At 33.3% G+C, this 15,040-nt stretch carries 10 protein-coding genes; 7 read left to right on the forward strand and 3 right to left on the reverse strand.

Annotated features, from left to right (window positions below; all coding sequences use genetic code 11):
• Nucleotides 1–62: 62 nt before the first annotated feature.
• Nucleotides 63–1,925 (reverse strand): BglG family transcription antiterminator, encoded by a 1,863-nt coding sequence (locus LQ694_RS09800; protein ID WP_231492991.1) that lies wholly within the window; start codon nt 1,923–1,925, stop codon nt 63–65.
• A 189-nt stretch (nt 1,926–2,114) separates the two neighbouring features.
• On the opposite strand from LQ694_RS09800, the gene LQ694_RS09805 reads away from it, so the two are divergent.
• Together LQ694_RS09805 and LQ694_RS09810 are read left to right on the forward strand one after the other, a co-directional pair.
• Nucleotides 2,115–2,411, forward strand: a complete 297-nt coding sequence (locus LQ694_RS09805; protein WP_058612089.1) for a DUF3219 family protein — start codon at nt 2,115–2,117, stop codon at nt 2,409–2,411.
• Nucleotides 2,412–2,416: 5 nt separating this feature from the next.
• Nucleotides 2,417–3,382, forward strand: coding sequence for an LLM class flavin-dependent oxidoreductase (locus LQ694_RS09810; protein ID WP_096791752.1), 966 nt, complete (start codon nt 2,417–2,419; stop codon nt 3,380–3,382).
• 184 nt (nt 3,383–3,566) lie between these two features.
• Here LQ694_RS09810 and LQ694_RS09815 read toward each other — a convergent pair whose 3' ends face one another.
• Both LQ694_RS09815 and LQ694_RS09820 read right to left on the reverse strand, forming a co-directional pair.
• The gene (locus LQ694_RS09815; RefSeq protein WP_096791625.1) at nt 3,567–5,369 is read right to left on the reverse strand and encodes an acyltransferase family protein; all 1,803 of its coding nucleotides are present in this window, start codon (nt 5,367–5,369) and stop codon (nt 3,567–3,569) included.
• A gap of 237 nt (nt 5,370–5,606) precedes the next feature.
• Nucleotides 5,607–5,909: a hypothetical protein gene (locus LQ694_RS09820; RefSeq protein WP_065381531.1), complete on the reverse strand. Its 303-nt coding sequence runs from the start codon at nt 5,907–5,909 to the stop codon at nt 5,607–5,609.
• Between the two features lie 317 nt (nt 5,910–6,226).
• On the opposite strand from LQ694_RS09820, the gene mqo reads away from it, so the two are divergent.
• The 5 genes from mqo to fadB all read left to right on the forward strand — a co-directional run bounded on the left by mqo (nt 6,227) and on the right by fadB (nt 15,038).
• Complete coding sequence (gene mqo, locus LQ694_RS09825) at nt 6,227–7,711, forward strand: malate dehydrogenase (quinone) (RefSeq protein WP_049321062.1); 1,485 nt, start codon at nt 6,227–6,229, stop codon at nt 7,709–7,711.
• A 636-nt stretch (nt 7,712–8,347) separates the two neighbouring features.
• On the forward strand, nt 8,348–9,925 hold the full coding sequence (fadX, locus tag LQ694_RS09830; RefSeq protein ID WP_065381541.1) for a fatty acid degradation protein FadX: 1,578 nt from the start codon (nt 8,348–8,350) through the stop codon (nt 9,923–9,925).
• A gap of 14 nt (nt 9,926–9,939) precedes the next feature.
• On the forward strand, nt 9,940–11,436 hold the full coding sequence (gene fadD / locus LQ694_RS09835) for a long-chain-fatty-acid--CoA ligase FadD (RefSeq protein WP_231492990.1): 1,497 nt from the start codon (nt 9,940–9,942) through the stop codon (nt 11,434–11,436).
• Nucleotides 11,437–11,519: 83 nt separating this feature from the next.
• Nucleotides 11,520–12,725 carry an acyl-CoA dehydrogenase FadE gene (fadE, locus tag LQ694_RS09840; RefSeq protein WP_231492989.1) on the forward strand — a complete coding sequence of 402 codons (1,206 nt, stop codon included), beginning with the start codon at nt 11,520–11,522 and terminating at the stop codon, nt 12,723–12,725.
• 54 nt (nt 12,726–12,779) lie between these two features.
• Nucleotides 12,780–15,038 carry a 3-hydroxyacyl-CoA dehydrogenase/crotonase FadB gene (gene fadB, locus LQ694_RS09845; protein WP_058612096.1) on the forward strand — a complete coding sequence of 753 codons (2,259 nt, stop codon included), beginning with the start codon at nt 12,780–12,782 and terminating at the stop codon, nt 15,036–15,038.
• Nucleotides 15,039–15,040: the final 2 nt, after the last annotated feature.

Here is a 15,040-nt window from a genome sequence, read left to right on the forward strand (position 1 = left end):
AATTCAATTGTAAACGCATTCACTAAAGCATAAAAAAGAATAATTGCCGTTAGTAGTGGCAATTATTCTTTAAAACGTTCAATGATATATTGTTTGAATGGTTCATCTTCTAGTTTTAGTAAATGCGTAACATTTTGTTCTGTTAATGTAGCAATACTGTGTATGATTTTCTTCATTACTTGTTTATCTTTGTCTGCAATAGATAAGAAAAATACTAAATGAACTTTATGCTGTTTCCATGATATATCTTGTCGGGGTCTAAACATTAATACATGTGACTTAAATACTTTAGTAGGGTCGCCATGTGGAATAGCAATGCCATTTCCAATATAAGTTGATGAGAACTTCTCCCTTTCTAACGCACTTTCAATATACCCACTTGATATTGCATGTTGTTGATTAAGCAAACGTTCTGCATGTTGGAATATATCAACAGTAGAATGTATGTCTGTTTCGATCGGTACTGATAGAAAGTCGATAGGCAATAATGCATCGTTGTTTAAAACAGGGTTTTGCTTCTGATTTAAAATGGTTTGAAATTTATGTGCATCTTCTTCTGAAAATAACGGCGATACTTGAACAACTTGTACATTACTAGGTAGATGTGTCAAATCAATGTCGTGTGTTGTAACAAGTATATCTGTGTTAGTGAATGGGTATGTTGAAACATCTTCAAGTTTAATCGTATCCGTAATATTAATTTTATGGTTTAATTTTTGAATTTTTGCTTCTAATAAGCTTGAAATCCCAAGTCCGTAATAACAAGTAATGACAACATTAAATTGATCTTGTACATTACGATCTATTGATGATTGAAAATGCAATGCTAAAAATGCTATCTCATCTTCACTTAAATTGAGTTGTGCATCTTCTTCAAGTAAATGAACCGTTTCATATAATGCGTTGAACACAAAAGGGTATTGCTGTTTAATATCCTCTGTAAGCGGGTTGTTAATATAAACATTCTTAACGATACGCAAATATGTTCTACTAAAATGCGAATAAACATTTTCACGAAGTACTGCATCTTGCATAAAATCTATACCGATTTTGGCATTCATTTGATAAATTAAACGTTCAATATAACTTTGAATAAATATTTGTTTAAAGCCTAGGTCATATTTATCAAAATAATAGCTAATAAAAAATGAAAATAACTTTGCTGTTTCATCGCTTAAAGAGTATTTAAGCTGTTGGTTGATGTCTTCTATTATTGCACGGGAAATGACTAAAGCTTCTTGATTAATATCCCATTGCTCTGTCGTATCGTGGATTCTTTTGAAAATAATGATAAGGTGAACGAGCAACTGTTTAATATGCACTTTTGAAGTTTGAATATGGTGATGCTCTAAATGTTGTTCCATAATATGCATCATTAATTCACTATGCGCTTTTGGGATTTCATTCAAAATAAAATCCTCTACTTTAACATTATTTGTAGAGAGTTGGTTTAAATGAAGAATAGCATTACGAATATCCATTTCATTCCCACTTACCGTAACACCTTTTCTTTTAACGAGTTTAATAGCAACGTCATAAGATTCACACCAAGCTTGAATTTGGTTTAAATAATCGACAAGTTCATTCTTCGTTAAAGCATAGTCTTCAGATAATTGCTCAAGCGTAACAGATTGTTTATACATTAATAATTGATAAGCCATCTTGATGAGCGTCTGACCGTTCTTTTCCGTATATTGATTTAGAATGGTTTCTATCTCTTCAGTTTGATACAACTCGTGATTTACTTGATAACCACGCCCTTTAATACTGATGATGACATCTTTAATTTCACTATTGATATATTTAATATCGCTTCTTACAGTTCTATTTGAAACATTCAAATAGTCAGCTATTTCACTCCCGTTTAAATAACTATCACGATTTAAAAGTAATAGCCTCATTAATTTCACATGTCTTTCTAACACTAATCCCACCACATTTCAAGTCCACATTTTGATTCATATTATATTGTAAGCGTTTAATGAATGCGTGACAAATAAATGATTAGATACTCACTCAAGTATTCATGCGCTATAAACAGAATGCATGTATTATATCTTTCGACATATTATACTGAACTTAGATATTAAATATAAATTTTGAAGGTGACATAAATGGTTGAACATATATATTTAGATGAAACGCAAATCCCACTAACACATTTTGAAGACGAAACTGTAGATGGTTTATATAAAGTAACAATTGAATTTAATGTAACGAGTGAAGCGTATCACGATATTGCTGTTTTGTTATATAGAGGGCATTTTGATGTTGAAGTTCCGGCTAAAGATAAGAAATTTAAAGGTGAAATTTTTAATTATTCAACATCTTTAACAAATTTATATGAGGACAATCAAGTTGCGGTGTACCGTCTTGTGCTCATTGAAATACAAGAGGACCAAAAGGAATGAGCAATATGAAATTGAGTATACTTGACCAATCACCGATTGCACCTGGTCAAACAGCAAGTGATGCATTTAAAGATTCTTTGGCATTAGCGCAATTAGGAGAGGCTTTAGGGTATGAAAGGTATTGGTTAACTGAACATCACGGTTTGTTTAACCTTGCAAGTTCAGCGCCAGAAGTATTACTTTCTTATATTGGTGCGCATACAAACCGTATAAGAATTGGTGCAGGTGCCATATTGTTACCACATTATAGACCGTATAAAGTTGCAGAACAGTTTAATACATTGGCTACGTTATTTCCAAATAGAGTAGATTTAGGTATAGGTAGAGCACCCGGTGGCTCAGCTGAAGCTACTAATGCATTATCGACGCAGTTTTTAAAGCAAGTGTGGGCTTTACCAGAACTGTTAGAAGAATTATTAATGTTCTTGGAGGGGCAATTTCCTGTAGATCACGAATATCATAAAGTAAATGTGTTACCACAACCTGATGTACCACCAATACCATGGTTATTGGGAACAAGTGAGAAAAGTGCTTTACTTGCAGCTAAAAATGGTATGCCTTATGTGTTCGGTGTCTTTATGAGTGACCAAGATGGCCGTGCAATTGTGGATCGTTACCGTGAACACTTTGAACAAAGAAATCAAGAAACACCTAAAGTGATTGTTACGGTATCTGTCATATGTGCAGAGACTGAAGAAGAAGCGGAAGCACTTGCTATAGAAAGTTTAATACCTAAAGCACAAGGTGAAGATAAAAAAGAAAAAGTACAAACGTTTGATGCGTTAAGTGACCATGAAAAAGAAATGCTTTATGACATGAAAGACAATATGATCATAGGTGATGTCGAAACCGTTCAATCAAGACTTCAAGAAATTCAAGCAGAATATCAATGTGATGAAATCATGGTGAGCACAAATACAATAGCACATGAGGATAGAATGCAATCTTATAGATTATTAGCACAAATATAAATGCTTGTTTCAGAACTCAAATATGATATTAAAGGGTGATTTCGTATGATTTTATTAATAGGCAAAATCATCATCTCAGTCGGTCTCATAGTCGGTTCAATTATAGAAGAAACAATACGAGCTAAACGAAAAAAACAGTCTGGAACAAAATAGGGTTCCAGACTGTTTTTGTTAATTTCAAATATCATGATTTTACATGTTTATTTATTTCGGATACAAGTGCTTGTACGCCTTTATATTCTAAATGCACGCCGTCATAGGCGAAGTATTCTGAATGGTCTTTTGCTTTTTGATACCAATTGACTAATTGAACATTCTTATGTGAATCTGCTACTTTCGAAAGTTTTTCATTGACACTTTGTTCCCAATCTCTAGGTACGTGTGTATTAACGACATAAACATGTGCATTACCAAACATTTTAATGAGCTTCGTTAAATCATCATATGAAAAATCTCCATTCGTACCAAGTTCAAGTACCACTTGCTGATTGCGCTTGTTAAATTTACTGTATTTTTCTTGAACGAGTGGAATAGCATCATTTAAATTACGACCGACTTTACCATCTATTATCGCATCTGGATATGCTTTATGTATTTCTTCTCCGATATCAACCATGACGGAATCACCGATAAATAACATTTTATCTTGATGCTTTCCTTTATGATTAATGGTTTGTTCGCTATTAACATTTATTTTAGGAATAGGTAATATCAAACTATTCTTATGGTCGTGATTTGAAACTTTAAAAGTCGTCTTAGTATGATGATGTTGCGCTTGTTGTAAATAATCAAAATGCCCTGAAAGTATTGTTAACGTAAGACCAACTAATACTAAAGTAATGCTACTCTTAGCAATGAGTGATTTTAATTGAACTTTTCCAGGTTTAAAATATGCTAGCCCACGTACTCTAATCGGTACTTCAACATAACGGTATGAACATTCAGCTAACAGTAACGTTAATATGATTTCAATCAATATCATGTAAAAGGGGATTTGCCCTTGAACGAAATATTTATTGATAAATGTTATGACAGGATAATGCCATAAATATAAACTATAGGATCTCTTTCCAATCCATAAAAACAAACGATTACCTAATGCTTTAGATAATAACGTACTAGGGTGAACGGCACTCGCAATGGCAGGTAAAGAACTTAAAGATATAAGATAAATACCACCAAAGTATAACCAATTGTCATTGGATGAAACAGTCAACATAAAATAAATTAATAGCGCAATTGAAATACAACCTATCGTTTCGATTCCAATCTTTAACGGCGTTATAATTTGCTGTTTCAATCTAAAAGGCGGCCATATGTATGCTAGTAATACACCTAATAACAAAGTTTGTAATCTAGTGTCTGTTCCAAAATACACTCTTGAATTATCAACATTCGGTTCAGCAATTAAAATCATTAACAATAATGAAATAAGAGAAGATATAAATACAACTAAAACGAAATGTCTTTTTAACTTTTTAATGCGAAGTAACAGCATTAATAAAATTGGCCAAAACACGTAAAATTGTTCCTCAATTGCTAAGCTCCATAAATGTTTAAGCGGCATCACTTTAAAGCTATCAAAATAACTAACATGATGAAAAATATACCACCAATTGGATACATAAAATAAAGCAGCAAACGTATCTTGTTTCACACTTTTAATAATGCTCGGTTCAAATAATAACGTATATATGAGTACAATACTTAATAAAAATAAGACAGCCGGCAGTAACCTTTTAATACGTTTCTTCCAAAAATGTAAGAGGTCAATCGTGCCAGTCTGTTGATATTCATGGATTAATAAGCTCGTAATTAAATAGCCAGAAATGATAAAAAAAGTATCCACACCTAAAAAACCACCCGATAACCACTTAGGATTAAGGTGATAAATGATGATAGCTATAACAGCAATTGCACGTAAGCCATCTAAACCATATAAATAGCGAATTGGGTGTGACTTCATCTCTTTCATTTGACCATTCATTTCTCATTGACTCCTCAATAAATTGTAAAAATTTCCAATAAGAAATATTGTACCATAATTTACCAAAGATATACAAAAAAAGGATAGTAGATAGAAAAGGGCTAACGATCAAGACTGGAAAACAAAATCGTTAGAAATTCTATCGTTCAAGAAAACGAAATAAGATCGTTAGCCGGCAAAATAAATCAAAAAACTGGACCATATCAATCATGGTCCAGCCTCATAATATAAATCCACTTAACACATTCGTTTCAATAACTCAGCTTTAATAATATTTTGCGCTTCTTTGTAATTCTCTGCAGTATGTTCCTGTGCATTGACAATAAGTAAGTCGATTAATTCAGAATCGCTTTTTTGACTAACTTCATCTTCGAATTGGAAAATGTTTTCTTCTGTTTCCCTATGGCTCGCGTTTGGCTTAATAATTTGATAGTAATTATCAGCGCCTAATCCACCTTCTTCAATCATAACTGAAATCTCTGAAGATCTTTGTTCATTCTGCCGGTTCACTTTTATAAGATTTTTACCTTCAACAGTCATTTGAAAAACCTCCTTGATTACTCATAATGAATATCCAAAATTCAAAGCAAGAGATAAATATCTATTTAACAATAGTGTATTATTACACGATAGAAATTACAAATAGAAAGCTCAAGTAAAAATTTTTAATGTATTTTTACAACACATCATGTGACCTGCACACCTTATGATTTACTTTTACACAATATTGATTTAGAATTGGTATATAAAGAATTAAGATATCTCTTAAAGAAAGTTGCAATTCTTTCAGACCTTTATATTTATGTATACCCAATTCATGAATATAATACATCTTAAATTTTAGAAAGGTGATCAAAATGGATAATAACCAACCAAAAGACGTTATTCTCATTGGTGCTGGTATTTTAAGTACGACATTTGGTTCTTTTTTGAAAAATATTGAACCAGATTGGAATATTAAGTTATTCGAAAGATTAGAACAACCAGCTATTGAAAGTTCAAATGAAAAAAATAATGCTGGTACAGGTCATGCTGCGCTATGCGAATTAAACTACACAGTTGAGCAAGAGGACGGTTCAATTGATGTTGAAAGAGCGAAAGAAATTAACGAGCAATTCGAAATTTCTAAGCAATTTTGGTCATACTTAGTTAAGAGCAAAGCTATCGAGAATCCACAAGAATTCATTAGACCATTACCACACATTAGTTTCGTAATGGGTATTCGAAATGTAGATTTCTTAAAACGTCGTTATGATGCATTAAAATCTCTACCTATGTTTGAAGGCTTAACTTATACAGAAGATCATAAAGTATTAGCTGAATGGATGCCTTTAATGATGCAAGGTCGTAATTCAAACGAACCACTTGCAGCTAGTAAAATTGACGAAGGTACAGATGTTAACTTCGGTGAATTAACACGTAAATTAGTTAAAAATATCGAAAAACACGAAAATGCACAAGTTCATTTCCGTCATGAAGTAGTTGACTTTAAACAACTTTCTAATAGTAAATGGGAAGTTAAAGTTCGTAACTTAGAAACTGGTAAAGTAGAAACGCATGTTGCTGATTATATCTTTATCGGTGCTGGTGGACATGCCATTCCATTACTACAAAAAACTAAAATTCCTGAAAGTAGACATCTTGGAGGATTCCCAATTAGTGGTGCATTCTTAGTATGTAACAACCCTAAAGTTGTAAGTGAACATAATGCCAAAGTTTATGGTAAAGAGCCACCTGGTACACCACCAATGACTGTACCTCACTTAGACAGACGTTATATTCAAGGAAAAGAAAGTTTACTATTTGGTCCATTCGCAGCAATCGGTCCAAAATTCTTGAAAAATGGATCTAATTTAGATTTATTTAAATCTATTAATACAAGTAATGTGGTGACAATGTTATCTTCAGGTGTTAAAAACTTATCACTTGTAAAATATTCAATCCAACAAGTATTACAACGTAAAGAAGATCGTATGAAAGAATTGCGTCGATTTGTACCAGATGCAAAAGACGAAGATTGGGATATTCATATCGCTGGTAAACGTGTACAAGTTATTAAAGATACAGAAGAACATGGCCGTGGATTTATTCAATTTGGTACAGAAGTTGTAAATTCAGAAGACCATACTGTAATTGCTTTATTAGGTGAATCACCAGGAGCATCAACATCAGTATCTGTAGCTTTAGAAGTAATTGAGAAAAACTTCCCTCAATATATGGATAAATGGGAATCTAAAATTAAAGAAATCATCCCTTCATATGGTGAATCTTTAATCGAAGATACTGCGTTATTGAAGAAGACTCGTAAACAAACAGCAGAAGCTTTAGAATTAAATAAATAATGTTGAACAACAGAAGCCATTCCGTTAAGTCGGGATGGTTTTTTTATGTTTAAACGCACGAAGACTGGTAAATATCGTGCGCTGAGGTACAAAATCAGTGTGTATCGCACGAAGACTGGTAGATATCGTGCGCTTATAAGAATGAATCGTTTAATTTTTAAGAAATCCTACTTTTAGAATTATCCTCTCCAACTATTCCTTCTAATTATTTACTTGTGTATTATTGTTTCATTTATCAAACAATAATATTCCAAATTATTTTTGAGTGATAAGTGATATTTTCGCTTGGTGATTGGTATTTCAATGTTGTTGCATATACGATGCATGAGTAATTTAATGGCCTTAATATTTTATTGATATAATTAAGTTTTTTATATGCGTGATGATTTTCAGGGTATGCGTAAGTTCTAAACGAGCGATAATTATTTTAAAAAATATTACAACTACAGTATGTGAGGAGGTACTAAGTGTTAGTTGTAATTATTTTGAATTTGTAATTAAAAAGATATTGTCGTATACCTTTTTACTTTTCTTTCATATTTACACTATGTTATATTTATCAATGTAAGGGCTTACATTTTATTGGGGAGGTCTTTTATGGAATGATTGTAATTATGAAAGATAGGGGATAATCGTATGCAAATTATTTCGTTCGAAGATTTGAAAGACATTGTAAAAAGTGGAGATGTTATTTCACTGGCAGCTTTATCAGTGAGTAATTTACCTGTGAGTGTCTTAAAACATTTTGTTAAAGCTCATGATGAATATGGAAATCTAAATGATTTAACGTTTATGGTTGCGAATGATATTAGTGATTATCGTGGTGATGGTTATGATTTAGATTCATTTGTGAGTAGAGGTATGGTTAAAAGGCTCATTATGAGTATTATTATTGGTTCACCTAAAACGATAGAAGCGATAAAGAATAATGATGTAGAAGCATATTTTGTACCGCAAGGATTGTTAGCTACACATTATCGGAATTCGTTAGCCAAATTTCCAGATATGATTTCTAAAATAGGTTTACACACTTCCGTGGATCCTAGGTTTGATGGCGGAAAAGTCAATGATGTGACTAAGGAAGATATCGTTTCTTTATTAGAAATTAATAATGAGGAATATTTACAATATAAATTTCCTAAAGTTGATATTGCATTGCTTCGTGGTACATACGCTGATAGCGAGGGGAATATTTATATGCATCATGAAGCACACTTAGGAGAAGGCTATGGTGCTGCTCTAGCGGCGCATCAAAATGGTGGAAAAGTTATTGTACAAGTTAAAGAAATTGTACAACATGGTAGCTTTAAGCCAACAGAAGTCTTTATTCCTGGAGAGCTTGTGGATTATGTATGTGTAAATGATGACCCAAAACATCATAGACAAACCATTCAAAATTATTATGACCCAGCTATTTCGGGTGAATATAAAGTACTTAATATGCCTGAACCAATTAATGAATTGAGTACACGTAAATTGATTTTACGACGTGCTGCCCAATTTTTAAATGTAGGTAATGTTGTGAGTATAGGGTTTGGCATTAACAACGAATTATCGAATTTATTGGTTGAGGAAAAAGCTGAAGATTTAGTGCAACTGAATATAGATACGGGTGTATTTGGTGGAATGATAGGAAGTGGTCAAAACTTCGGATTAAATTACAATTTAGATGCGAAGATGCGACATGAAATGACATGGGACTTTATTTATAGCGGAGGCATAGATGTAGCTTATTTAAGCTTTGCTGAAGTGGATCAGTTTGGTAATGTCAATGTTTCAAAATATGGCGATAGAATGAATGGTTGTGGGGGATTCATAGATATTAGTCAAACGGTCCAAAAAATTATTTTCTCAGGAACAATGGTAGTAGGAAGTAAGGCTACTTGGAATGATAAAGGTTTAGTAATTGAAAAAGAAGGTCATGCTCAGAAATTTGTTGAACAAGTACATAATATGGACTTCAATGCATCATATGCTAAGTCGTTAAATCAAGAGGTCTATTATGTAACGGAACGCGCTGTATTCCAATTAACTGATGAAGGTGTCAAATTGATTGAAATTGCAGCTGGATTAGATTTAGAGAAAGATATTCTATCCAATATAGCATTTCAACCGATGATTGCTGAAGAACTTAAAGTAACAGATCAGCAAATTTATCAAGAAAATTGGGGAGGATTGCAACAATGTATTAAAGACAATGGTTCAAACTATTAAGGGGGTAGTTTAATATGAATTACGATTGGATTAAAACGAGAGCGCAATATGACGAAGAAAAGGCAGCAGTTACCGATCCACTAAAAGGAACAGAATGGACTTATCAAGATTTGAATATTCGAGCTGAGAACTTAGCCAACCATCTTGAAGATCAAGGTATTAAAAAGGGAGATGTCGTTGGGATATTTGCACCAAATGATGTAGCGGTTCTTGACTTACTATTCGCTTCATTTAAGATTGGCGCAGTATACTTCCCAATGAACTGGAGACTCAAACCGAACGAAATTGAAAGTGTCATAGAAGATTCAGGTGTGAAGTTTATATTCTATGCGAATCGTCATTTAAGTAGTTTACAAGGGATTGCAGATGACTATTTACACATGGATATCGATTCACCTGAATATGATGAACTTGTTAATCCTAAAAATCATAAACCATTCAAGACAGTAGATGTAGGTCGTGATGATTTAGCTGCATTAATGTACACAAGTGGAACAACAGGATTACCAAAGGGTGTCATGTTCACTTATGATTCATTCACATCAAATGCGATTAATACGATACTCACTTATAAAGTGAATTCAGGATTTTCATCTATTATTTCGTTACCGATGTTCCATGTATTTGGATTTAATGATTTAGTGATTCCATTGTTGATGGCGGGTGGTTCACTCGTATTACATCGTTACTTCGAAGGTGAACAACTCAACGATTTAATGGCTAAATATAAACCAAATTACTTATCGCTTATTCCAACAATGTATTACGCCATGTTAGTAGCACCTAACTTTGATGTGAAGAACTTTGACAATATTGATTTTCTTATTCAAGGTGGTTCAGCACCGTTGCCTGGTGTTCAGAAAAAATTTGCAAGCATGGGGTTAAATATTATTAATGGTTATGGCTTAACAGAAGCACCATTAGCGATGATTAATACACCTACTAACTCACTTAAAAAGCCAATGAGTATAGGGAAGCCTGTCATGTACGTAGAATCAAGATTATTTGATGAAGATTTCAATGACGTACCTGTAGGTGAAATTGGTGAATTAGCAATTAAAGGTAAACAAGTTACACCTGGTTATTGGCAAAAACAAAAAGAAACTGAAAAATCTTTCCATGATGGCTATTTCTTAACAGGTGATTTAGCACGTATAGATGAAGATGGCGATATATTTATTGTAGATAGGAAAAAAGAATTGATTATTACAGGTGGAGAGAACGTCTTACCATCTGAAGTTGAAATCGTTCTAGCTGGTCATCCACTCGTTGCACAATGTGTAGTCGTAGGTTATGAAAACGAAAAATTTGGAGAAACTGTAGCGGCTGCTGTGTTACTCAATGAACAAGATCCAGATTTCGTAGAGAAATTAGATGCTTATATGCGTGAGAATTTAGCGAGTTATAAAGTACCTAAAAATTATCTATCCGTAACGAAAATGTCATTAACTTCAACTGCTAAACCAGACAAGTTAGAAGTGAAAGCTATGATGAAGAGAAAGTTTCAATAATAAACAAAGATGACGCTAACATGAATACTAAATTTTTTTAGAGAATTATGTAAGCGCTTTAATAACATTTGGAGGTCATATATATGTCAACAAAATTAGAAACATTAAAAGCATTATTTCCAGAGGATGTACTGAATATTTCGAAACAATTAACAGAAGGTGAAGTTAAGTTCTTAAAACAACTTAATGATTTATTAGAAGAAAAATATCGTCCAACAATCAACGAACATTGGGTGAATGCGACAGTGCCAGAAGACTTCTTCGGTGATATGGGTAAACTCAACTATTTCCAAAACCCATTATTATTTGAAGGGCGTGAAGGTGCTAAGACGCCTAGTCAATTATTCCAATTTTTCATGTCTTATGTCGTAGCACGATTCGATGTATCTTTAGTGACTTTATTAGGTGTTCATCAAGGATTAGGACATAATTCATTCTTATTCGGTGGTAGTAAAGAGCAAATTGCATACTACATCCCTAAATTACAATCACATGAATTAAGAACATGCTTTGCGTTAACTGAACCAGAACACGGATCAGATGTTGCAGGTGGACTAGAAACAACTGCAAAACGTGAAGGCGATAAATGGATTTTAAATGGTGAAAAGAAATGGATAGGTGGTGCAAATTTAGCGGATGTTATTCCGGTATATGCTGTTGATGTTGAAACAGGTAAACCTAAAGGCTTTATTATCAGACCAGAACAAGTAGGTGTAGATATTGAAGTGATTGAAAATAAAATTGCTTTAAGAATTATTCCAAATACAATTATTAAATTAGACAATGTAGAAGTTGAAGAAGATCAAAGACTTCAAAATATAAATGGCTTTAAAGATATTGCGAAAGTACTTTATTCTACACGTGCAGGTGTTGCATATATGGCAACGGGTGCATTAGCAGGTGCTTTACGCGCAACGCTTGATTATGTAACAAAACGTAAACAGTTCGGTAAAGAAATTAGTAAATATCAATTAATCCAAGAGAAATTAGCAATGATGCAAGGAAATTTAGCACATTCAATGTCTATATGTGCTCAGCTTGCTAGAATGCAAGAAAATGGTGAGTATGACGAAGTTGCCACTTCAACTGCTAAGATGATGAATTCACTTAGATTACGAGAATCTGTCGCAATGGGTCGAGGTATCACAGGTGGTAACGGTATATTAGCTGAATATGATATTGCGAGATTCTTCTCAGATGCAGAAGCAGTATACACATATGAAGGTACACATGAAATCAATGCACTGTTAATTGGACGTGCATTAACTGGAGATTCAGCATTTATTTAAGCTAACTGAGCAAGATGAAACACACTCAGAATATATGAATTTGGAGGACTTTTTATGACGATAAGTAAAGCGACCGTTCTAGGTGCAGGTACAATGGGTAGCCAAATCGCTGCACTATTAGTGAATGCAGGTTTAAAAGTAAAATTATTAGATATAGTAATCGATGAAAAAGACCCGAATAAAATTTCTAAAAAAGCATATGATATGATAACAGATGCTAAAAGACCTTTATTATTCGATTTAGAGTTTGCATCTAATTTATCTTACGGTAATTTTCAAGATGATTTAACAGGTGAAGATGATGCAGATATTTATATTGAAGCGGTTAAAGAAGAATTAGATATTAAACATCAAGTTTGGAAACAAGTTACTCAAGTTGCGAAAGATAATGCGATATTTGCGACGAATACTTCAGGTATTCCAATCGAAGCAATATCTAAAGCGTTTAGTGATCAAGATAAAGAAAGATTTTTAGGATTACATTTCTTTAATCCACCTCGCATTATGAAACTTGTAGAGGTCATTCCGAATCGTAATACGTCAGATGCGATCGTTGAAAGAACACAAGTATTTGCTGAAGAAGTACTTGGTAAAGGTGTTGTCGTTGCGAATGACGTGCCTGGATTTGTAGCGAACAGAGTCGGTACACAAACGATGAATGACATTATGTATCGTGGCGAAGAACAAGGATTTTCAATTATTGAAGTAGATGCTTTAACAGGTAGAGCAATTGGTAGACCGAGTACGGGAACATATGGTTTATCTGACTTAGTTGGTTTAGATATAGCTGTTACCGTTACGAGAGGGCTCCAACAAGTGCCTGAAGAACAACCGTATTTCAAAGATACTAAAGTTGCCGATACACTTGTTAAAAATGGCTCGTTAGGTAGAAAAACGAAACAAGGCTTCTATAAAAAAGATAAAAAGACAAGACTTGTTTACGATATAGAAAGTGATTCGTACGTACAACCTGAACCGCCTAAATTCGAAATTCTTACTAAATTTAGTAAAGACTTAAAATCCAATTTAGATGTCATTTTTAATGCTGAAGATGATGCAGGTAAATTCTTATGGGAAACATTAAGAAATAATTTCTATTATTCAGCGATTAATGTGCCTAAAGCTGCATCTGACTTTAAAGATGTAGACCGTGCGCTTGTATGGGGATTTAACTGGAAAAAAGGACCGTTCCAACTTTGGGACTTAATGGGATTTGACCGTGTTAAAGATAGAATGAAACAAGAACTCGGTGAATTACCTGAATGGATCGAACAACAAAGCGGTGGCTTCTATAAAGAAGGCGAATCAATAGAGCGTGTCACACCGACATCAGCTTTCATTGACCGTGAAGTTTGGAATAGAGAAGATTCTAATTTATCAGTAGCAAACAAAGATCAATTATTACTTAAAATTCAAAGTAAAAATAATATTATATCTGATGGCTTTGCGAACGACTTAATAGAATCGATTGATTTATTAGAACAAGAAGATTATACAAGCATGGTTATATATGCAGATGGCAATAATTTCAGTGTCGGTGCAAACTTGTTCTTAATGAAACAAGCACATGAAAGTCAGAAAGTAGATGAATTAGTAGGTCCGGCAATTGATAAATTACATGAAAGTTTCGGAAGAATGAAATATTCACTTAAACCTATCGTAACTGCAGTTCATGGTAGAGCTTTAGGTGGCGGTTGTGAAGTTGTCTTACATTCACCATTTATCGTTGCTGCGAGTGAAACATACATTGGATTAGTTGAAACTGGTGTAGGTCTATTACCTTCAGGTGGTGGATTAGCAGAGTTTGCAGATAGAGTGCTTAGAACAAATCATAAAAATGATGACAAACAAGCATCGATTACGAAAGTATTAATGAATGTAGGCTTAGCTAAAGTATCTACAAATGCTTACGAAGCTAAGAGATATGGTTATTTAAGAGATATCGATACAATCATTTTCAACAAAGAAAGACGTGTTGAAGTTGCTTTAAATAAAGCGAGATATGAATCTGAAGCAAACTATGTTCCTAAACCTAAAGCTCAATATCCAGCGCTAGGCAGAGATTTTAAAGCTTTAGCACAAGCTGAACTAGATGCGCAAAGAATTGGTCACTTCATTAGTGATTATGACTACGAAATTACTTTAAAAGTTGCACATATACTTGCAGGTGGAGATTTACCTCGTAATACGTATATTAATCAACGATATATTCAAAAGCTTGAACGAGAAGGCTTTTTATCTCTACTCAAAAATGAAAAAACATATGATCGTATTACGCATATGTTAGAAAAAGGTAAACCACTACGTAACTAATG

This window comes from Mammaliicoccus sp. P-M58 (genome assembly GCF_022386165.1).
GTDB lineage: Bacteria > Bacillota > Bacilli > Staphylococcales > Staphylococcaceae > Mammaliicoccus > Mammaliicoccus sciuri.

What these genes read in the sequence shown, in the direction of transcription:
- LQ694_RS09815 (WP_096791625.1), bottom strand. Translation starts at nt 5,369, where the DNA reads ATGAATGGTCAAATGAAAGAGATGAAGTCACACCCAATTCGCTATTTA.
- fadB (WP_058612096.1), top strand. Translation starts at nt 12,780, where the DNA reads ATGACGATAAGTAAAGCGACCGTTCTAGGTGCAGGTACAATGGGTAGC.
- mqo (WP_049321062.1), top strand. Translation starts at nt 6,227, where the DNA reads ATGGATAATAACCAACCAAAAGACGTTATTCTCATTGGTGCTGGTATT.
- fadD (WP_231492990.1), top strand. Translation starts at nt 9,940, where the DNA reads ATGAATTACGATTGGATTAAAACGAGAGCGCAATATGACGAAGAAAAG.
- LQ694_RS09805 (WP_058612089.1), top strand. Translation starts at nt 2,115, where the DNA reads ATGGTTGAACATATATATTTAGATGAAACGCAAATCCCACTAACACAT.
- LQ694_RS09820 (WP_065381531.1), bottom strand. Translation starts at nt 5,909, where the DNA reads ATGACTGTTGAAGGTAAAAATCTTATAAAAGTGAACCGGCAGAATGAA.
- fadE (WP_231492989.1), top strand. Translation starts at nt 11,520, where the DNA reads ATGTCAACAAAATTAGAAACATTAAAAGCATTATTTCCAGAGGATGTA.
- LQ694_RS09810 (WP_096791752.1), top strand. Translation starts at nt 2,417, where the DNA reads ATGAAATTGAGTATACTTGACCAATCACCGATTGCACCTGGTCAAACA.
- fadX (WP_065381541.1), top strand. Translation starts at nt 8,348, where the DNA reads ATGCAAATTATTTCGTTCGAAGATTTGAAAGACATTGTAAAAAGTGGA.